The organism is Pantoea sp. JK (assembly GCF_026130245.1).
GTDB lineage: Bacteria > Pseudomonadota > Gammaproteobacteria > Enterobacterales > Enterobacteriaceae > Pantoea > Pantoea trifolii.
In genome coordinates this window covers 278,331-299,471 of sequence record NZ_JAINFN010000006.1, presented here as the reverse complement: position 1 = coordinate 299,471, position 21,141 = coordinate 278,331, and the positions used below count along the sequence as shown (strand labels likewise).

Sequence of the window (21,141 nt, the reverse complement as noted above, 5' to 3'; positions counted from 1 at the left end):
CTCATTGCGGTGGGTTCACCCACTCTGCACCCACCGCAATGGTTCGCGCGTCACGCGCCGGTGACTGGCCGTGAAAGCGGCTGTATTCGCGACTAAACTGCGAAGCACTTTGATAACCCACCCGATAACCCGCCGTTCCAGCATCCAGCTTCTCAATCAACATCAAACGCCGCGCTTCGTTGAGCCGCAGCTGCTTTTGATACTGCATCGGCGTCATCGCCGTTACCGCTTTAAAGTGATGATGCAGCGACGAAATACTCATTCCCACGCTGCTCGCCAGATGATCCATTTTCAATGGATGGTGAAAGTTTTCCCGTAGCCAGCGTGCGGCACGCGCCACTTTGTTGCCTGGCCGCTCCGTCAACGCCATGTTGAGAATGCGCGGTCCTTCTGGCCCGGTCAGCAGACGATAGAAAATCTCCTGCTCAATTAACGGTGCCAGCGCGGCAATGTCCTGCGGATGATCCAGCAACGCCACCAAACGCATCACTGCATCCACCAACGGCGGCGCAACTTTATGCACGGCGATACCGCGCTCGCTAACCGCCGTGCTGCCGAGATGATGGTGTGGAAAGTGTTCCAGATAACGCATCAGACGCGTTTCGTTGATGGTGATGCCCACGCCGAGATTCGGCTTCTCTGGCGTCGCCATGACCACGCAGGATTGCACCGGCATATCGAGCGTCACCAGCAGTAAATCGCCCGGCCCGTAATGCATCACTTCATCGCCCATGCGCAGCGCTTTTTGCCCCTGCGCGATCAGGGCAAAACTGGCCCAGGTCGCCACATGCGCCAAACTAGTGGGCTGAGAGCTGCGGCCGAAAGAGAGAAAATCGATTGGGCAATAGTGACGACCATCCTGCGGCGCGTGGCGGGCAATGATTGCCACCAACTGCTGCCATTGTTCCTGATGAATCATGCGTTCTGCGCTCCGCGATAAGAAATCACTGAGTTGATATTCTCGCTTGTCGCTGGCGTTGCGCCTAGTCCTTGAGCAGCAGATTTGCAGGATCGTGCAAGAAGCTTGCAGGATTGCGCTACCGCCCGATTGTATGGACAGCGCATGCTTTATCTTCCCCGAAATCTCAGGTGGAGAGACACGATGAAAACACTTGAAGGCAAAATTGCGCTGGTGACGGGCGCTTCGAAAGGCATTGGTGCCGCTATCGCCATGACTTTCGCGGCGGCCGGTGCTCGGGTGGTGGTGAATTATCTTCAGGACGAAGTGGGTGCGGCGGATGTGGTGACCGACATCCAGGCGCTGGGTAGCGACGCCATTGCCGTCCAGGCTGATATCTCACGCGAGGCCGATGTGCAGCGCCTGTTCGCTAGCAGCATTGAGCAGTTTGGCGTACCCGATATTGTAGTGAATAACGCCGGCATTTTTCACCACGGTGACTTTGCCGACCTTAGCATCAGCGAAATGCAGCAGCAGCTGAATGTGAATCTGCTGGGCACCTTGCTGGTGTGTCAGCAGGCGGCAAAACATTTCCCCGCACGCGGCGGTTCCATCATCAATCTAAGCGCCTTAAATAGCCAACGCAGCACGCCCGGTTCGGTGCTGTGGGCGGCAACTAAAGGCGCGATCGATACCTTAACGCAAGGCCTCGCACGCGAGCTTGGGCCACGCAATATTCGCGTCAATGCGTTAGCACCCGGCATTATTTTGACCGAAGGTTTGCTGGCGGCGAAGAAGATGCATCCGGAGTTGAAAGCACAGCTGATTGCCGCTACCCCACTTGGACGCTTTGGCTTGCCGGAAGATGTGGCGCAAGTCGCGCTGTTTCTGGCATCGGAAGAGGCGGCATATGTTAGTGGTGAACGCGTGCTGATTGCCGGCGGCGTGTAAACTTTACTTTCCACAGGCATAAAAAAAGGGACGCATCAGCGTCCCTTTTTACTTTCAGCGTTTAACGCTTATGCGTCACGACGACGTGGTGCAGCTGCGCCTTCTGGACGTGGGCCACGGCCACCTTCACGGCTGAAGCGTCCGCCTTCGCGGCCACCTTCACGACGCTCGGAGAAGCGACGTGGAGCGCCTTCGCCACGTGGAGCACCCTCACCGCGCGGTGCGCCATTGCCACGACGTTCGCCGCCAGCAGATGGACGACGTTCGCTACGCTCGTGCACCGGTGCATCACCCATCAGCTGCATATTCATCGGCTTGTTCAGAATACGCGTACGCGTGAAGTGCTGCAGTACTTCGCCCGGCATGCCTTTCGGCAGCTCGATAGTTGAGTGAGTGCCGAACAGCTTGATGTTACCGATGTAACGGCTGCTGATGTCGCCTTCGTTAGCGATCGCGCCCACGATGTGACGAACTTCAACACCATCATCGCGGCCTACTTCGATGCGGTACAGCTGCATTTCGCCAACGTCACGACGTTCACGACGTGGACGATCGCCATCGCGGCTGTCACGGCTTTCGCGTGGACCACGAGAATCACGTGAATCGCGACGCTCACCACGGTCAGGACGATCGCTGAACTCACGACGCGCTGGACGCGGTGCTTCTGGTGGCAGAATCAGTGGACGTTCGCCCTGAGCCATTTTCAGCAGTGCTGCGGCCAGCGTTTCGATATCCAGATCTTCGCCCGGCTGCATTTTGCTCAGCAGTGCGCGGTACTGGTCCAGATCGCTGCTTTCCAGCTGCTGCTGTACTTTAGCCGCGAACTTAGCCAGACGACGCTCACCCAGCAGTTCTGCGTTTGGCAGTTCAACTTCTGGAATGGTCAGCTTCATGGTGCGTTCGATGTTGCGCAGCAGACGACGCTCGCGGTTCTCAACGAACAGCAGCGCACGACCTGCACGACCTGCACGGCCAGTACGACCGATACGGTGAACGTAAGACTCTGCATCCATTGGGATATCAAAGTTTACGACCAGGCTGATACGCTCAACGTCCAGACCACGTGCGGCAACGTCGGTCGCGATCAGGATGTCGAGACGACCATCTTTCAAACGCTCCAGCGTCTGCTCACGCAGTGCCTGGTTCATGTCACCGTTCAGTGCTGCGCTGTTGTAACCGCTGCGCTCCAGCGCTTCGGCCACTTCCAGCGTGGCATTTTTGGTACGCACGAAGATGATGGCTGCATCGAAATCTTCTGCTTCCAGGAAACGAACCAGCGCGTCAGTTTTACGGCCGTAAGCGGTCCAGTAAGACTGAGAAATGTCTGGGCGCGTAGTCAGGCTTGACTGAATGCGCACTTCCTGTGGATCTTTCATGAAGCGCTTAGTAATACGACGAATCGCTTCTGGCATGGTGGCTGAGAACAGCGCGGTCTGATGACCGTCTGGAATCTGCGCCATGATGGTTTCAACGTCTTCGATGAAGCCCATACGCAGCATTTCATCAGCTTCGTCCAGCACCAGACCGCGCAGGTTAGACAGATCTAACGTGCCGCGCTTCAGGTGATCCAGCAGACGACCAGGCGTACCCACAACAACTTGTGGTCCCTGACGCAGTGCGCGCAGCTGTACGTCATAACGTTGGCCACCGTACAGGGCTACAACGTTAATGCCACGCATGTGTTTAGAGAATTCTGTGACGGCTTCAGCAACCTGTACCGCCAATTCGCGGGTCGGTGCCAGCACCAAAATTTGCGGTGCTTTAACAGTAGGATCAATGTTGTTTAGCAGCGGCAGTGAGAAAGCCGCGGTTTTACCACTACCGGTCTGCGCCATACCCAACACGTCACGGCCAGCCAGCAGGTGAGGAATACACTCAGCCTGGATTGGAGAAGGCTTTACGTAGCCCATACCGTTCAGTGATTCGAGAATGTCGGCGTTCAGGCCAAGGTCAGCAAAAGTGGTTTGAATATCAGTCATGTAGTACACGTGCCTCTTAGATTGCGGCGGCCAGTCTACATAACTCGTCGTGAAAACTTTCAGTCATTTTCATCAAAAAGTGTGAACCGGCTCAAATTAGAAGTTTTGACGAACAGAAAAGCCCTCATCTCTGAAGATGATGACTTTACAGGAATTCAGGCAATAAAAGTTCGTCAGCTATTGCTGGTCAGATTCTGATAAATCGTCTTGTGTCTGGCCGAGTTGCGCCAGTTCCAACAATGCGTATCGGTGCTCAACAAAGTTATTTACGTTGTTGGCCACCGCCAGTTTGAACAACGCTTTCGCGTCGTCCTTCTCCCCCAGACTTAGGTAGTACTTACCTAAATAGAAGTTGGTTTCACTGAGATGTTCAGCGAGCGAGGTGTTATCCGTTGCGTCCGCCTTGAGACGTTCCATCAGCGTTTTTTCACTGATGTCGCCAAGGTAGAACTCGACAATATTCCATCCCCATTGATCGCGAACCGCTTTGTCATGACGCTGTCTCAGCGTAACTTTTGCCTTGTCGGCATCCATATCGCTTTCAACGAGATAGAGCCAAAGGCTGCGGAATGGATCGTTAGGATCGTCTTGATAAAACGCCAGCAGATCATCTTGCGCTAACTTGTATCGACCGCCGTAATAGAGGGCGATACCACGGTTTAAATGCGCATAGTTGTAAGTTGGATCAAGCTCAAGTACAGAATCAAACGCTTCATAGGCAGCATCAAAATTGCCTGCCTGCGTTAAGTATATACCGAGATAATTAAATACCTCAGGCATATCTGGTCTTATAGACAGCGCTTGCGAAAAATCGTTCCGCGCTAGTGCCCTCAGACCCAAACTATCATACAACACTCCGCGCTCATATAATAGCTGTGCGCGTTCATCATCGGTCAGGGCACGACTGGCAAGAATTTGTTCCATGCGCGCCAGGATCACCTCTTGCTGCAGTGTGGGCTGCAAAGGTACTGCCAGAACTTCGTTCTTACGCCAATTGGAGTTGCTGCATCCTGCCAGCGTGATAGCTGTCGCAACAAAACACCAGCGCAAAAAAGGCTTCATTTCCCACTCCCGAATACAAACATTGGGACAACCATCCTGTCATCCTCCTGCTGTGCACAAGGATTCCCGCCCTCGCGATGATCTAAACACCTCTCCCCGCAAAGCAGGGAGAGGTAAATCGGTAAACGCTTACTCGGCGTCAGATGCATCAGATGCAGCGGTAGCAACTTCTTCCGCTGGTTTCTGCTCTGTCGCTTCTTTGATGCTCAGGCGTACACGGCCCTGACGGTCCACTTCCATGACTTTCACTGGAACTTCCTGGCCCATCTGCAGATAGTCGGTTACTTTCTCTACGCGCTTATCGGCGATCTGAGAGATGTGAACCAAACCTTCTTTACCGCCGCCGATTGCCACGAAGGCACCGAAATCAACGATACGTGTCACTTTACCTGAGTAAATGCGGCCAACTTCGATCTCAGCAGTAATCTCTTCGATACGACGAATGGCTTCTTTGGCTTTCAGGCTATCAGTTGCAGCGATCTTCACGGTGCCGTCATCTTCGATTTCGATGGTGGTGCCGGTTTCTTCGGTCAGCGCACGGATAACCGAGCCGCCTTTACCGATGACATCTTTGATCTTGTCTGAACTGATTTTGATGGTGTAAATGCGCGGCGCGAATTCAGAGATTTCCTGACGCGGCGTGCTGATTGCCTGTTCCATCACGCTCAGGATGTGCAGACGCGCACCTTTAGCTTGGTTCAGAGCAACCTGCATGATTTCGCGGGTGATGCCTTCGATTTTGATATCCATCTGCAGCGCAGTAATACCATCGCGGCTACCTGCTACTTTGAAGTCCATGTCGCCGAGGTGATCTTCGTCACCCAGGATGTCAGACAGAACCACAAAGTTATCGGCTTCTTTCACCAGACCCATCGCAATACCGGCTACGGCTGCTTTGATCGGTACGCCTGCGTCCATCAGTGCCAGAGAAGCACCGCACACGGAAGCCATCGAAGAAGAACCGTTAGATTCGGTGATTTCTGAAACCACACGCACGGTGTATGGGAAGTCAGCTTGCTTAGGCATGACTGCCAGCACGCCACGCTTTGCCAGACGACCATGACCAATCTCACGACGCTTCGGTGAGCCAACCATACCGGTTTCGCCCACGCAGTATGGAGGGAAGTTGTAGTGGAACAGGAAGCTATCAGTACGCTCGCCCATCAACTCATCCAGATTCTGCGCATCACGTGCGGTACCCAGCGTTGCGGTAACCAGCGCCTGCGTTTCACCACGGGTAAACAGTGAAGAACCGTGCGTGCGTGGCAGTACGCCAGTGCGCACGTCCAGACCACGAATCATGTCTTTCTCACGGCCATCAATACGCGGTTCGCCACGGATGATGCGGCTACGAACAACGCTCTTCTCGAGATCGTGTACGATGTCAGCGATATCGCCAGCATCCAGCGTTTCATCTTCAGCCTGCAGTGCCGCGATGGTCGCGTCTTTCACTGCGCCAACCTGAGTGTAACGCTCTTGCTTATCAGTGATGCGATAGGCATCGCTGATGCCCGCTTCTGCCAGTGCAGTAACGCGTGCGATCAGTGCATCGTTCGTTGGCAGTGGCTGCCAATCCCAACGTGGTTTACCGGCTTCGGCAACCAGCGCATTGATGTTTTCAATAACGATTTGCTGCTGGTCGTGACCATATACCACAGCGCCCAGCATCTGCTCTTCAGTCAGGATGTCAGCTTCTGATTCCACCATCAGCACCGCGTTCTGGGTACCTGCAACAACCAGGTTCAGACGTGATTCGTTGATTTCATCAGCAGTTGGGTTCAGTACGTACTGGTCATTGATATAACCGACGCGCGCTGCGCCGATTGGACCATTGAACGGCAGGCCAGACAGAGCCAATGCAGCAGATGCACCGATCATCGCAACGATGTCTGGGTTAACCTGCGGGTTAACAGAAACCACGGTCGCAATAACCTGAACTTCGTTAATGAAGCCTTCCGGGAACAGCGGACGAACTGGACGGTCAATCAGGCGTGAGATCAGGGTTTCGCCTTCGCTTGGACGGCCTTCACGACGGAAGAAGCTACCCGGGATACGACCAGCAGCGTAAGTACGCTCCTGATAGTTAACCGTCAGCGGGAAGAAATCCTGACCTGGTTTCGTTTTTTTCTGGCCAACAACGGTAACGAATACAGCAGTGTCATCCATGCTCACCATTACTGCAGCGGTAGCCTGGCGCGCCATCATGCCGGTTTCCAGCGTGACGGTATGCTGACCATATTGGAATTTGCGTACGATCGGGTTCAGCAAAATTTAAGTCCTTAAATTCAGGGGCGCAGCCCATTCTGGCGCGCCGGGGATTACCGATCTTCAGTTGCATCCTCGCGACTAATGACAACCTTAACCGCCCATGCGGTAAAGCCTCTCATTAGCCGCGCGAACCTCTGCAAGCAAAGATCACTCTCTGCAACAATACATGAGTTTGGTCCGGATTGCTGCGGATTGCTCGAAAAAAGGGGCCATAAAGGCCCCCTTTTCGCGAAACTCGCACAAATCTGATCGTCAGATGCGTTTTTTTGCATAGTGCATGCGCTACACCCTTGATCAGATTCTTCAGACTTAGCGACGCAGACCCAGGCTTTCGATCAGACCGGTGTAGCGAGCAACGTCTTTACGCTTCAGGTAGTCCAGCAGCTTACGACGCTGAGATACCATGCGCAGCAGACCGCGACGGCTGTGGTGATCTTTCTTGTGCTCAGAGAAGTGACCCTGCAGGTGGTTAATCTGAGCAGTCAGCAGAGCAACCTGAACTTCAGTTGAACCGCTGTCGTTGGTACCACGACCGTATTTAGCAACGATCTCTGCTTTAGCTTCTACGCTTAGAGACATAATAAACTCCAGTAAATAATGAATGTATGGGTGCCGATCTCTAATTCAGCAGCCCGCTTTTAAAGCCGCGCCATTCTACTCTTCGCCTGATAGCAACGCAAATGCGCCGTTAGGTCAAATGCGAGAGGATTGATTACGCAGGAAATTCTACCACCAGACGACGCGGCGCCACGCGCCCATCCTCGGCAATTTCGGCCATACCAATGAATTTGTGCTCATCACCTTCAGTCACGCGCACCAATCCTTGTTCCGGCGCATCCGCCACCTGAACCGGCATACCCTGTTTGAAATACGCCGCCACCGCGGGCAGCAAATTCACAATCGGGAACTCTTCTGCCGGGCTGTCCATCGGCAGCAATAGCGCATCAAGCGCGCTGTAATCTGGCGTTTCCGCCATGTTGACGGTAGCCGCCACGTCCTGCAGCTGCTCGAGCGTCACCATTCTTTCGATCGGATAACGCGCCACTTGCAGACGACGCAGCATGATAACGTGCGCACCGCAGCCAAGCCGCTCACCGAGATCATCGATGATAGTGCGGATGTAAGTGCCTTTAGAGACGTGAATCTCCAACTCCAGCTCATCCCCTTCCCAGCGAATAAACTGCAGCTCAAACACTTTGATCGGGCGCGCTTCACGCGGCACGGTAATGCCTTCACGAGCGTACTCGTACAGTTTGCGTCCCTGATACTTCAGCGCGGAGAACATGGTCGGCACCTGCATGGTGTCGCCACGAAAATAGTCCAGCGCCGCATCCAGTGCTGCCTGATCAAAAGTAACCGCACGGGTTTCAACAATATTGCCGTCGGCATCAGACGTATCGGTGCGTTCACCCAGGCGAGCAATGACGCGATAGCGCTTGTCAGAATCGAGCAAATACTGCGAAAACTTGGTGGCTTCGCCGAGGCAAACCGGCAGCATGCCGGTCGCCAGCGGATCGAGGGCGCCGGTGTGGCCCGCTTTGTTCGCATTGAACAGACGTTTTACTTTCTGCAGCACATCATTGGAAGATGCGCCTTGATGCTTATCCAACAGAAACACACCGTGGACGTCGCGACCGCGACGACGAGGACGACTCATTAGTCCTCCTTGTCATCTTCCGCCGGGCTATCGCCACGGCGCTCAACATCGCTCTTAATGACGTTGCTGACCAGGTTCGACATGCGCATACCTTCGATCAGCGAGTTGTCGTAGAAGAAGGTCAGCTCCGGCACGATACGCAAGCGCATCGCTTTGCCTACCAGCGTACGGATATAGCCAGAAGCTTCTTTCAGCGCCTTCAGGCCGTTTTGTACCGCTTCTTCATCTTTGTCATTCAAAAAGGTCACAAACACCTTGGCATAGGCGAGATCGCGCGACACTTCGACGCCCGACACTGTCACCATCATACCGAGACGTGGATCTTTAATTTCGCGCTGCAGGATGATTGCAATTTCTTTCTGCAACTCCTGAGAAACGCGCTGTGGGCGGCCAAATTCTTTTGCCATTATTTCTTTCTCCCAAATAATTCGGGAGGCCAGAGGCCTCCCAAATTGCAACACATCAAATGATGATCAATCGATGGTGCGTTTAATTTCAATCACTTCGAACACTTCGATCATATCGCCAACGCGAACGTCGTTGTAGTTCTTCACGCCGATACCACATTCCATGCCGTTACGAACTTCGTTAACGTCATCTTTGAAGCGGCGCAGAGATTCCAGCTCGCCTTCATAGATAACCACGTTGTCACGCAATACGCGGATTGGGTTGTGACGTTTGATGTTACCTTCGGTGACCATACAGCCCGCGATGGCACCAAACTTCGGTGATTTGAACACGTCACGTACCGCAGCCAGACCGATAATCTGCTGTTTGAACTCTGGAGCCAGCATACCGCTCATCGCTGCTTTCACTTCGTCGATCAGATTATAGATGACGGAGTAGTAACGCAGGTCAACGTTTTCAGCGTCAATTACGCGGCGAGCAGATGCATCAGCACGCACGTTGAAGCCGAGGATGATAGCGTTGGATGCTGCAGCCAGCGTTGCGTCGGTTTCGGTGATACCACCTACGCCTGAACCGATGATGCGCACTTTCACTTCGTCGGTAGAGAGTTTCAGCAGCGAATCAGAGATGGCTTCGACAGAACCCTGTACGTCAGATTTCAGTACGATGTTCAGCTCAGACACTTCGCCTTCAGTCATGTTGGCGAACATGTTCTCCAACTTAGACTTCTGCTGACGCGCCAGCTTAACTTCACGGAATTTGCCCTGACGATACAGTGCAACTTCACGCGCTTTCTTTTCATCACGTACGACAGTCGCTTCATCACCTGCGGCCGGCACACCGGACAGACCCAGGATTTCCACCGGAATGGATGGACCCGCTTCCAGCACTTCACGACCCAGTTCGTCACGCATCGCACGTACACGACCGTATTCGAAGCCGCACAGCACGATATCGCCTTTGTTCAGCGTACCTTCACGTACCAGCACGGTAGCAACCGGACCACGACCTTTGTCGAGGAACGATTCAATTACCACGCCGCTCGCCATACCTTCACGGATAGCTGAGAGTTCCAGTACTTCTGCTTGCAGCAGAATCGCATTCAACAGGTCGTCAATACCGGTACCGGCTTTAGCAGAGACGTTAACGAACATGTTCTCACCGCCCCACTCTTCCGGAAGAATGCCGTATTGGGTCAGTTCGTTCTTAACGCGGTCTGGATCAGCATCTGGCTTATCGATTTTGTTGACCGCAACAACCACTGGCACACCGGCTGCTTTCGCATGCTGGATAGCTTCAACGGTCTGAGGCATCACGCCATCGTCTGCAGCCACAACCAGGATAACGATATCCGTGGCCTGTGCACCACGAGCACGCATTGCGGTAAACGCGGCGTGTCCCGGGGTATCGAGGAAGGTGATCATACCGTTGTCAGTTTCAACGTGGTAAGCACCGATATGCTGGGTAATACCGCCCGCTTCGCCTGATGCCACTTTCGTTGAACGAATGTAGTCAAGCAGAGAGGTTTTACCGTGGTCAACGTGACCCATGATGGTAACGACCGGAGCACGAGACTCTTGCGCAGCATCGGTATCACGATCGTCCATTACCGCTTCTTCCAGCTCATTCTCGCGGCGCAGGATCACTTTGTGACCCATCTCTTCCGCGACCATCTGAGCGGTTTCTTGATCGATAACCTGGTTGATGGTCGCCATGGCGCCCATCTTCATCATCGCTTTAACGACCAGAGAACCTTTAATCGCCATTTTGTTGGCCAGTTCAGCAACGGTGATGGTTTCACCGATGACAACATCGCGGTTAACAGCCTGAGCTGGCTTGTTGAAGCCCTGCTGCAGGGTGCTTGGCTTACGATGTTTGCCACCTTTGCCGCCACGAACCTGCGCACGCGCTTCTTCGCGATCGGTTTTGGCTTCAGAATGCTTGTTGCCTTTCTTCACCGGGCGAGCAGCTTTGGTAGTGCGAGCACGTGCACGGCCAGCTTCTACCTGGCGATCGTTCTCGTCTTCTGCCTGACGGGCGTGAGTTGAGGTAGTGACGTGATAGTCGCCTTTATCCTCTTCTTCAGGTTTGGCCCATTCAGCGGCTTTTTCTTCAGCCAGGCGGCGGGCTTCTTCAGCCACGCGGCGCGCATCTTCTTCCAGCTTACGGCGTGCTTCTTCTTCTGCTTTACGTTTCAGTTCGGCAGCTTCTGCTTCACGACGGGCTTTATCAGACTGCGCAGCCTTGGCTACTACGTCGGTAGGTTGATTAGTCAATTTCTCTTTTTCCGCTGCTTCACGTTTGGCCTTGTCAGCGGCTTCGCGCTTGGCTTTATCTTCGGCTTCACGTTGCGCTTTCTGTTCAGCTTCGCGACGGGCTTGTTCTTCCGCCTCGCGACGCGCCTGCTCTTCCGCTTCACGCTGCGCCTCGGCTTCCGCTTCTGCCTGAGCTTGCTCAGACTCTGCATCGCCTTTCACGTATGTGCGCTTTTTGCGGACTTCAATTTGTACCGACTTACTTTTACCCCCGGTGACGGGAATATTCAAGGTGCTGCGCGTCTTGCGCTGCAAAGTCAGCTTGCTTGAACCGGTCTGACCGTGCTCACGATTTAGGTGAGACAGTAAGGTTTCTTTCTCTTGCTGGGACACCGCATCGTTCTCAGACTTACGGATCCCTGCATCAGCAAATTGCTGTACCAGGCGATCGACCGGGGTCTGAATTTCGGCGGCCAGCGATTTTACGGTTACATCTGTCATGCTGTTCCTTCCTGTTATTACGCGTCATCGCCGAACCAGCAGATATTACGTGCAGCCATAATCAGCGCACCGGCTTTCTCGTCATCCAGCCCTTCAATATCTGTCAGATCGTCAACACCTTGCTCAGCGAGATCTTCCAGCGTGCAAACGCCTTTCGCCGCCAGGCGATACGCCAGCGCACGATCCAAGCCCTCAAGATTCAGAAGATCCTCAGCGGGCTCCTGATTACCAAGGCTCTCTTCTTTCGCTAATGCCAGGGTAGTTAACGCATTTTTTGCTCGTTCACGCAGGGCTTCAATGGTCTCTTCATCGAGGCCGTCGATTTCCAGCAGCTCGTTGATTGGCACATAAGCCAATTCTTCCAGCGAAGAGAAGCCCTCTTCCACCAGAATGGTGGCGAACTCTTCGTCGATGTCGAGATGTTTGGTGAACATATCGATCGCTGCATGGGCTTCAGCTTGGTGCTTGGCCTGCAGATCATCGACGGTCATCACGTTCAGTTCCCAACCGCTCAGTTGGGAAGCCAGACGCACGTTTTGGCCATTACGGCCGATCGCCTGAGCCAGATTGCCGGCTTCAACAGCGATATCCATGGTGTGATTGTCTTCATCCACCACAATTGACGCCACATCGGCTGGCGCCATGGCGTTGATAACGAACTGCGCCGGGTTGTCGTCCCACAGCACAATGTCGATACGCTCGCCACCCAGCTCGCTCGAAACCGCCTGGACACGCGCACCGCGCATACCGACGCAAGCGCCCACTGGATCAATACGTTTATCGTTGGTTTTCACCGCGATTTTGGCGCGTGAACCCGGATCGCGCGCTGCCGCTTTGATCTCGATAACTTCTTCGCCAATTTCTGGCACCTCAATGCGGAACAATTCGATCAGCATCTCTGGCTTCGAGCGGGTGACAAACAGCTGCGCGCCACGCGCTTCAGGGCGAACGGCGTACAGCACACCGCGGATACGGTCACCTGGACGGAAGTTTTCACGCGGCAGCATGTCTTCACGCACAATCACGGCTTCGGCATTGCTGCCGAGGTCCAGTGAAATGTTGTCACGGTTCACTTTCTTCACCACGCCGGTGATGATTTCGCCTTCGTGTTGACGGAACTGATCAACCACCATCGCGCGCTCAGCTTCACGTACTTTTTGTACGATAACCTGCTTAGCAGTTTGGGTGGTGATACGGTCGAAGGTGACAGATTCAATCTGATCTTCGACAAATTCGCCCAGATTGAACGCTTCGTCTTCATAACGAGCTGCATCCAGCGTGATCTCGCGAGTCGGCTGCGTGACTTCTTCCACAATCTGCCAGCGACGGAAGGTGTCGAAATCGCCGCTGCGGCGATCGATGCTGACACGCACTTCGATCTCTTGCTCATACTTCTTTTTGGTCGCAGTCGCCAAAGCGCTCTCCAGCGCTTCGAAGATTTTCTCACGCGGCAGGGCTTTTTCGTTAGAAACGGCTTCTACTACAGCTAAGATCTCTTTGTTCATCCTGGTTAGCCTCAATCCGGACTTTTAAAAGTGGGGGACCAGGTTCGCTTTCTGAATGTTGCTCAGCGCGAACACTTCATCGTTACCCTCAACGGTCACCGTGATCATCTCGCCTTCAACAGACTTAATGATACCCTGCCATTTACGGCGGTTTTGTACGGCCATGCGTAGTACCAGGCTCACCTCGTCACCGGCAAAACGTGCATAGTGTTCAGCAGTGAAAAGAGGACGTTCGAGACCCGGCGAGGAAACTTCAAGGTTGTAAGCCACGGTAATTGGATCTTCCACATCCATTACTGCGCTAACCTGGTGGCTAACATCGGCGCAATCATCAACATTGATACCCTCTTCACTATCAATATAGATGCGCAGGGTTGATGTGCGACCACGAATAAACTCAATACCGACTAATTCGTAGCCAAGCGCTTCTACTGGAGCAGAGATCAACTCTGTCAATTTTTGCTCTAATGTGGACAAGCCCACCCCCAAGACATAAAAAAAGGGCCTATAGCCCAGTGTTTCGATTTCCTGATAACAAAAAACCCCGAATATTCGGGGCTTTTTGTGACTGGACCCTGTACGCCGCATAGCGGCTTCGGAGCACAATCCAAAAGAATTTTTTTCAAAAATCACTGAGATTGCGTCCGTCGATGCATACAGTATATTTGAAAAAGAACTCTAAGGGAAAGTGGTTGCGGGGGCCGGATTTGAACCGACGACCTTCGGGTTATGAGCCCGACGAGCTACCAGGCTGCTCCACCCCGCGTCCGAAAACGTGGCGAATAATACGCCGACCTTGCAAAAAATGCAAGTTAAACTGAGATTTGGTACCGAGGACGGGACTTGAACCCGTAAGCCCTTTCGAGCACTACCACCTCAAGGTAGCGTGTCTACCAATTTCACCACCTCGGTACATCACTAGACTGCGACGTTGTTTTATCGCACTACAGCGTTGACGATCTTACTGCGGGATATCATTGCCCGGCGTTGCCGGTTTAGCTGGCTGAGTCTGCTGTTCAGACTGCGCCGGCGCAGTGAGGTTATCCCACTCGCTACCTTTGGCTGTTTTATTACTGTTCAGGTTACCCAGAACCAAGCTGATGATGAAGAACAGCGTAGCCAGTACTGCGGTCATGCGAGTCATAAAGTTGCCAGACCCATTTGAACCGAACAGCGTACCAGAAGCGCCCGCACCGAATGAGGCTCCCATATCAGCGCCTTTGCCTTGCTGCAGCATGATCAAACCGACGAGGCCAATCGCTACAATAAGGAAAACAACTAACAGAGCTTCGTACATAATCAACCTGTTTCCTTGCGCGTTATCTGCACAGTTAAAGCTTCAACCAATATCGATGGGGAGTCTCGTCATCACCCATCAGAAGCGGGTGTGAATACTAACCAAAGGCACATACCTCTGCAAGTGCAATTTTCACCATCGCTTTCGATTGCGGAAAAAAGCACCATCCCGGTGATTTTGCAGGCGGAAAGTACAAAACCTCTCCGCCTGAAACAACTTAAACCGCTTTTACTGCATCCGCGATTTTGTGCGCCAGCGCGCTGACCTGCGCCTCATCTTCGCCTTCTACCATCACACGAATCAGTGGCTCTGTGCCGGATTTGCGCAGCAGCACACGACCGCGCCCCGCCAGCGTTTTTTCTGCTTCTGCGGTCACCGCTTTCACGCTCTCGCTTTCCAACGGATCGTGCTCGCCAGCGAAACGCACATTGACCAAAATCTGCGGCAGCATTTTCATGCCGCTGCACAGATCGTGAAGCGTCATATGGTTGCGCACGATTGCAGTGAGCACTTGCAAACTTGCCACAATGCCGTCGCCGGTGGTGGTTTTATCCAGCAGAATGACGTGACCGGAGTTTTCCGCGCCTAAACGCCAGCCCTTCTCCTGCATTTTTTCCAGCACATAGCGGTCGCCCACTTTCGCACGAGTAAATGGAATGCCCAGCTGTTTCAGCGCCAGCTCCAGACCCATGTTACTCATCAGCGTGCCGACCACGCCGCCGCGCAGTTGGCCCTGACGCAGCCCTTCGCGTGCAATGATGTAGAGAATCTGATCGCCATCGACTTTATGACCTAAATGGTCAACCATCATGATGCGGTCGCCATCGCCGTCGTAAGCCAGTCCGAGATCGGCCTTCTCTTCCAACACGCGATGCTGCAGCAGACGCAGATCGGTCGCACCGCAATCTTTGTTAATGTTCATGCCATCCGGCTGCACGCCGATAGCAATCACAGTCGCACCCAGCTCACGCAGCACATTCGGCGCAATGTGGTAAGTCGCACCGTTAGCGCAATCGACCACAATCTTCAGCCCATTCAGGCTCAGCTCGCTGGGAAAAGTCCCTTTGCAGAATTCGATGTAACGACCTGCGGCATCGACAATGCGACTGGCGCGGCCCAGTTCAGCTGACTCCACACAGGTGATCGGCTTTTCCATCTCCAGCTCAATGGCTTCTTCGACTTCATCCGGCAGCTTGGTGCCTTCAGCAGAGAAGAATTTGATGCCATTGTCGTCGAAGGGATTATGCGAAGCCGAAATCACGATGCCGGCTTCAGCGCGAAAAGTGCGTGTCAGATAAGCAATAGCAGGCGTCGGCATCGGGCCGGTGAAGGCCGCCGACAATCCCGCCGCCGCTAGCCCCGCTTCCAATGCCGATTCCAGCATATAGCCTGAAATTCGCGTATCTTTACCAATCAATACTTTGCGTGAACCCTGACGCGCCAGCACCTTACCGGCCGCCCAACCCAACTTGAGAACAAAATCAGGGGTAATCGGTGCTTCACCGACTTTGCCGCGAATACCATCTGTACCGAAATATTTACGATTACTCATGCCTTTATCCTTTTGCTCTCCGTGTCGCTTCGACGACGCGCATCGCTTCGACAGTCTCTTTCACATCATGCACGCGAATAATTTGTGCCCCTTGCATGGCGGCAATCACCGCACAGCTGAGGCTTCCAGTCAGGCGCTGCGCCGGACCGACATTTAGCAACTGACCAACCATCGACTTCCGTGACATCCCAACCAGCAGCGGTAAGCCGTAATGGTGGAAATGGCTCAGATTGGCCAGCAGTTCATAGTTGTGGCTAAGATTCTTACCGAAACCGAAGCCAGGATCGAGCAGCAGATTATCTTTTTTGATACCGGCTGCTTCACATCGCGCAATCTGCGCAGCGAAGTAAGCATCCACTTCGCTCACGATGTGGTTGTATTCCGGTGCTTGCTGCATAGTGCGCGGTTCACCTTGCATGTGCATCAAGCACACCGGCAAACCGGTTTCTGCTGCTGCCGCCAGCGCGCCCGGTTCGGACAGTGAGCGAATGTCATTGATCATGTGAGCACCCACTCGCGCCGCTTCACGGATCACTTCTGGTTTGGAAGTATCGACGGAAATCCACACCTCAAAACGCTGTGCTATCGCTTCCACCACCGGAATGACGCGTGCCAGCTCTTCCTCCACACTGACTTCATCAGCGCCCGGACGCGTTGATTCACCGCCCACATCAATGATGGTGGCACCGGCATTCACCATTTCATTGGAGTGCGTCAGCGCATCGACCAGCGTGTTGTGGCTTCCACCATCAGAGAAAGAGTCCGGCGTGACATTCAAAATACCCATCACATGGGGAAAAGAGAGATCGAGATGGGAATCACGGGCGAACAACTTCATGGCGAGAATCTCCTTGAGGAATCACTGAATCGCAGAATGTAAAAAACCCCGGACTTGCCGGGGTTTGCATTGTAACAAGTATTGCGGCTGCAAATCTGGCGGTGAGCAACGCATCCCGCCAGAACGCTATCACATGATCTTGTCTGAACCCGGAGTTTTCGGGTCATCAACAGGACGTGGAGCCTGCGTTGAGTCGCCGTTACCCACAGCAACTTTCGCCTCTTCCCAGCCTGCTGGTGGACGCACTTCGCGGCGTGCCATCAGATCGCTGATTTGCGGAGCATCGATGGTCTCATACTTCATCAGCGCGTCTTTCATCGCGTGAAGGATGTCCATGTTTTCATTCAGAATACGGCGTGCACGCTGATAGTTCGTATCGATAAGATGTTTAACTTCCTGATCGATAATGCGCGCCGTTTCATCTGACATGTGTTTTGCTTTTGCCACTGAACGACCGAGGAACACTTCACCCTCTTCTTCAGCGTAAAGCAATGGACCCAGCTTCTCAGAGAAGCCCCACTGCGTAACCATGTTGCGTGCTACGCTAGTTGCCATTTTGATGTCAGATGAAGCACCGGTAGAAACATAGTCCGGACCATAAATGATCTCTTCCGCCAGACGTCCACCATAAGCCACTGAAATACGGCTTTCCAGCTTCTGACGGTTGGCGCTGATCTCATCGCCTACTGGCAAGAAGAACGCCACACCCAGAGCACGACCACGCGGGATGATGGTGACCTTGTGCACCGGATCGTAACCCGGAACCAGCGTACCGACGATCGCGTGGCCCGCTTCGTGATAGGCCGTCGATTCTTTCTGCTCTTCGGTCATCACCATGGAGCGACGTTCTGCACCCATCATGATTTTGTCTTTGGCTTTTTCAAACTCAACCATTGAAACCACACGCTTGTTGCCGCGAGCAGCAAACAGCGCAGCTTCGTTAACCAGGTTAGCCAAATCCGCACCGGAGAAGCCAGGCGTACCACGTGCGATAACTGAAGGATCCATGTCGGTGGCCAGCGGCACACGACGCATATGGACTTTCAGAATCTGCTCACGACCACGCACATCTGGCAGACCGACAACAACCTGACGGTCAAAGCGACCTGGACGCAGCAGCGCTGGGTCAAGTACGTCAGGACGGTTAGTTGCCGCGATTACGATGATGCCTTCATTACCTTCAAAGCCATCCATCTCAACCAGCATCTGGTTCAGCGTTTGTTCACGTTCATCGTGACCACCGCCTAAACCGGCGCCACGCTGACGGCCAACTGCATCGATTTCATCGATAAAGATGATGCATGGCGCAGCTTTCTTGGCTTGTTCGAACATGTCACGCACACGAGATGCACCAACGCCGACAAACATTTCAACGAAGTCAGAACCGGAAATAGTAAAGAAAGGCACTTTCGCTTCGCCAGCAATCGCTTTCGCCAGCAGCGTTTTACCGGTACCCGGAGGGCCGACCATCAGGACGCCTTTCGGGATTTTACCGCCCAGTTTCTGGAAACGGCTCGGCTCACGCAGATACTCAACCAGCTCACCCACTTCTTCTTTGGCCTCATCACAACCGGCCACGTCAGCAAAAGTGGTTTTGATCTGATCTTCGGTCAGCATGCGGGCTTTGCTCTTGCCGAAGGACATCGCGCCCTTGCCGCCGCCGCCCTGCATCTGCCGCATAAAGAAGATCCACACGCCAATCAGCAGCAGCATTGGGAACCATGAGATGAAGATGGAAGCCAGCAGGCTTGGTTCTTCAGGCGGTTCGCCAACTACTTTGACGTTTTTGGTCAACAGGTTATCGAGTAACTTAGGATCGTTGACGGGGATATAGGTGGTGTATTTATTGCTGTCTTTTTTGACAACGTTAATCTCACGCCCGTTAATTCGTGCCTCGCGGACCTGATCTTGGTTCACTTCCGATAGGAAAGTTGAATAATCAACCCTACGGCCATTCGACTCGCTGGGCCCAAAGCTCTGGAATACAGACATCAGCACGACCGCGATGACTAACCAGAGAATCAGGTTTTTCGCCATGTCACTCAAGGGATTAACCTCATATTACAACGATGTTAACAGACAGCGTAGGGTACTATAGATCCTTCATACCTGGAATCGCAGTGCGGATGATTTTGCTTGTTTACCCTGAAACTCAGAATTACACATCAGAGTAAACGCATTGGTCGTCTTGCTTTGATTCCGGCAATTCGGGCTAAAGTTTGCGCCCCGTCGCCACAATGTACACTTCGCGCGAACGTAATCGCGAAGCGTCCGGCTTACGAATTTTCACTTTCGTAAACAGGGAGCGAATTTCCCGCAGGTATTCATCGAAGCCATCTCCCTGAAACACTTTCACGACAAAACTGCCGCCTGGGGCCAGGATATCCCGACACATTTCCAGCGCCAATTCTACCAAATACATCGAACGTGGAATATCAACCGCAGGTGTACCGCTCATGTTGGGTGCCATATCAGACATCACCACCTGCACCTTTTGGTCGCCTACGCGCTCGAGTAAGGCGTTAAGTACCGCCTCATCTCGAAAATCGCCCTGCAAAAAATCAACGCCGACAATCGGATCCATTGGTAACAGATCGCAGGCGATGATACGACCACTTGATCCGATAAGCTGAACCACATATTGCGACCAACCGCCGGGTGCCGCACCGAGATCAACAACTGTCATCCCGGGTTTGAAAATCTTGTCACCCTGCTGAATTTCTTCAAGTTTAAACCAGGCACGCGAACGTAACCCTTTTTTCTGTGCCTGCAGCACATATTTATCGCTAAAGTGTTCCTGTAGCCAGCGACTGGAACTGGCCGAACGCTTTTTACCCGTCATAATTTTTCCAATTAAATCGTCATCGTAGCGATAAATCAGCACGCAATGGTCGCGTTGATTTGGCGATATACCCGAGATGGCGGTAGAATGAACCGTTTTCAATCCCTGAGTAAGCAAAAAATACGATGAATCTGAGTACCAAACAAAAACAGCACCTGAAAGGCCTTGCCCATCCGCTTAAGCCGGTTGTCATGCTGGGCGGTAATGGCCTGACCGAAGGCGTGCTCGCCGAAATCGAACTGGCGCTCGAGCATCACGAATTGATCAAGGTAAAAATTGCCTCGGAAGATCGTGAAACTAAGCAGCTGATCGTGGACGCTATCGTGCGTGAGACTAAAGCAGGCAACGTACAGGTAATCGGCAACACGCTGGTGCTGTATCGCCCTGCCAAAGAGCGTAAAATTACTCTTCCGCGTTAATCATGCCTTTAAAGGCGGCGACGGGCAAAGAAAGTGCCACGCTCCTGCATGTGATAAAAGGCCGCAATGCGGCCTTTTTCCTTTCTTTACAAAATGCAGCGACATATTGCAAAGCGTAGCAATATCTTAAAGGTATTCCACCTTCAGGACTTCATATTCCACATCCCCGCCCGGGGTTTTCACAATCGCGACATCGTCTGCTGATTTTCCAACCAATCCACGCGCCATCGGCGAATTCACTGAAATCAGGTTCAGTTTGAAGTCAGCTTCATCGTCACCCACGATGCGATAGGTGAACTCTTCATCCGTATCCACATTGAGGATGGTCACGGTAGCGCCAAAAATCACGCGACCGGTTTTTGGCATTGCAGTTACATCAATGACTTGCGCATTGGAAAGCTTGGCTTCGATCTCCTGAATACGACCCTCGCAGAAACCCTGTTCTTCGCGAGCCGCATGATATTCGGCATTCTCTTTCAAATCGCCGTGCTCACGGGCTGTGGCGATGGAGGCGATAATGCGCGGACGCTTCACGGATTTCAGTTCGTTCAGCTCTTCGCGTAGCTTCTCAGCGCCTTTCAACGTCATCGGAATCTGATTCATTTTGGCTCCTCGTCATCTATCCTGGTTAACGGCGTCATCCTGACCGGTGACAGCAGAAAACAGCTTCTGCGGCGCGTTACCTCTTTTCACAAGCAAAAGAAGCCTG

The 21,141-nt window shown here is 53.2% G+C and carries 19 protein-coding genes and 2 tRNA genes; 2 read left to right on the top strand and 19 right to left on the bottom strand.

Annotated elements, in window-relative coordinates:
* Position 1: 1 nt before the first annotated feature.
* Entirely contained in the window at positions 2–919 is a 918-nt protein-coding gene (locus PanJK_RS15415) for an AraC family transcriptional regulator (RefSeq protein ID WP_265300877.1), read from the bottom strand.
* 183 nt (positions 920–1,102) lie between these two features.
* On the opposite strand from PanJK_RS15415, the gene PanJK_RS15410 reads away from it, so the two are divergent.
* Entirely contained in the window at positions 1,103–1,849 is a 747-nt protein-coding gene (locus PanJK_RS15410; protein WP_265300875.1) for an SDR family NAD(P)-dependent oxidoreductase, read from the top strand.
* Between the two features lie 68 nt (positions 1,850–1,917).
* Here the strand turns inward: PanJK_RS15410 and PanJK_RS15405 are convergent, their stop codons facing one another.
* The 17 genes from PanJK_RS15405 to rlmE all read right to left on the bottom strand — a co-directional run bounded on the left by PanJK_RS15405 (position 1,918) and on the right by rlmE (position 20,013).
* On the bottom strand, positions 1,918–3,828 hold the full coding sequence (locus PanJK_RS15405) for a DEAD/DEAH family ATP-dependent RNA helicase (RefSeq protein WP_008104286.1): 1,911 nt from the start codon (positions 3,826–3,828) through the stop codon (positions 1,918–1,920).
* A gap of 16 nt (positions 3,829–3,844) precedes the next feature.
* Positions 3,845–3,901, bottom strand: coding sequence for a protein YrbN (yrbN, locus tag PanJK_RS24005; protein WP_098053093.1), 57 nt, complete (start codon positions 3,899–3,901; stop codon positions 3,845–3,847).
* A 104-nt stretch (positions 3,902–4,005) separates the two neighbouring features.
* Entirely contained in the window at positions 4,006–4,890 is an 885-nt protein-coding gene (nlpI, locus tag PanJK_RS15400) for a lipoprotein NlpI (protein ID WP_008104288.1), read from the bottom strand.
* 129 nt (positions 4,891–5,019) lie between these two features.
* Positions 5,020–7,158, bottom strand: a complete 2,139-nt coding sequence (gene pnp, locus PanJK_RS15395; protein ID WP_008104291.1) for a polyribonucleotide nucleotidyltransferase — start codon at positions 7,156–7,158, stop codon at positions 5,020–5,022.
* Positions 7,159–7,467: 309 nt separating this feature from the next.
* Positions 7,468–7,737 carry a 30S ribosomal protein S15 gene (rpsO, locus tag PanJK_RS15390; RefSeq protein WP_036620269.1) on the bottom strand — a complete coding sequence of 90 codons (270 nt, stop codon included), beginning with the start codon at positions 7,735–7,737 and terminating at the stop codon, positions 7,468–7,470.
* A gap of 133 nt (positions 7,738–7,870) precedes the next feature.
* Positions 7,871–8,815 (bottom strand): tRNA pseudouridine(55) synthase TruB, encoded by a 945-nt coding sequence (gene truB / locus PanJK_RS15385; protein WP_265300869.1) that lies wholly within the window; start codon positions 8,813–8,815, stop codon positions 7,871–7,873.
* Positions 8,815–9,222 (bottom strand): 30S ribosome-binding factor RbfA, encoded by a 408-nt coding sequence (rbfA, locus tag PanJK_RS15380; RefSeq protein ID WP_007886693.1) that lies wholly within the window; start codon positions 9,220–9,222, stop codon positions 8,815–8,817. Before rbfA ends, truB begins: the two co-directional genes overlap by 1 nt.
* A 66-nt stretch (positions 9,223–9,288) precedes the next feature.
* On the bottom strand, positions 9,289–11,979 hold the full coding sequence (infB, locus tag PanJK_RS15375; protein WP_256698284.1) for a translation initiation factor IF-2: 2,691 nt from the start codon (positions 11,977–11,979) through the stop codon (positions 9,289–9,291).
* 17 nt (positions 11,980–11,996) lie between these two features.
* Entirely contained in the window at positions 11,997–13,484 is a 1,488-nt protein-coding gene (gene nusA / locus PanJK_RS15370; protein ID WP_008104302.1) for a transcription termination factor NusA, read from the bottom strand.
* A 24-nt stretch (positions 13,485–13,508) separates the two neighbouring features.
* Positions 13,509–13,961, bottom strand: a complete 453-nt coding sequence (gene rimP, locus PanJK_RS15365) for a ribosome maturation factor RimP (RefSeq protein ID WP_036620302.1) — start codon at positions 13,959–13,961, stop codon at positions 13,509–13,511.
* A gap of 212 nt (positions 13,962–14,173) precedes the next feature.
* A tRNA-Met gene (locus PanJK_RS15360) sits at positions 14,174–14,250 on the bottom strand.
* A gap of 59 nt (positions 14,251–14,309) precedes the next feature.
* Positions 14,310–14,396 (bottom strand) — tRNA-Leu (locus PanJK_RS15355).
* Between the two features lie 49 nt (positions 14,397–14,445).
* On the bottom strand, positions 14,446–14,781 hold the full coding sequence (gene secG / locus PanJK_RS15350; protein WP_007886689.1) for a preprotein translocase subunit SecG: 336 nt from the start codon (positions 14,779–14,781) through the stop codon (positions 14,446–14,448).
* A gap of 217 nt (positions 14,782–14,998) precedes the next feature.
* The gene (glmM, locus tag PanJK_RS15345) at positions 14,999–16,333 is read right to left on the bottom strand and encodes a phosphoglucosamine mutase (RefSeq protein WP_008104307.1); all 1,335 of its coding nucleotides are present in this window, start codon (positions 16,331–16,333) and stop codon (positions 14,999–15,001) included.
* Positions 16,334–16,337: 4 nt separating this feature from the next.
* On the bottom strand, positions 16,338–17,171 hold the full coding sequence (gene folP, locus PanJK_RS15340; protein ID WP_265300863.1) for a dihydropteroate synthase: 834 nt from the start codon (positions 17,169–17,171) through the stop codon (positions 16,338–16,340).
* 129 nt (positions 17,172–17,300) lie between these two features.
* The gene (ftsH, locus tag PanJK_RS15335) at positions 17,301–19,208 is read right to left on the bottom strand and encodes an ATP-dependent zinc metalloprotease FtsH (protein WP_036620266.1); all 1,908 of its coding nucleotides are present in this window, start codon (positions 19,206–19,208) and stop codon (positions 17,301–17,303) included.
* 175 nt (positions 19,209–19,383) lie between these two features.
* Positions 19,384–20,013 (bottom strand): 23S rRNA (uridine(2552)-2'-O)-methyltransferase RlmE, encoded by a 630-nt coding sequence (gene rlmE, locus PanJK_RS15330; protein WP_007886684.1) that lies wholly within the window; start codon positions 20,011–20,013, stop codon positions 19,384–19,386.
* Between the two features lie 125 nt (positions 20,014–20,138).
* On the opposite strand from rlmE, the gene yhbY reads away from it, so the two are divergent.
* Positions 20,139–20,432: a ribosome assembly RNA-binding protein YhbY gene (yhbY, locus tag PanJK_RS15325; protein WP_007886683.1), complete on the top strand. Its 294-nt coding sequence runs from the start codon at positions 20,139–20,141 to the stop codon at positions 20,430–20,432.
* 126 nt (positions 20,433–20,558) lie between these two features.
* On the opposite strand, the gene greA is transcribed toward yhbY, so the two are convergent.
* Positions 20,559–21,035: a transcription elongation factor GreA gene (greA, locus tag PanJK_RS15320; RefSeq protein ID WP_265300858.1), complete on the bottom strand. Its 477-nt coding sequence runs from the start codon at positions 21,033–21,035 to the stop codon at positions 20,559–20,561.
* Positions 21,036–21,141: the final 106 nt, after the last annotated feature.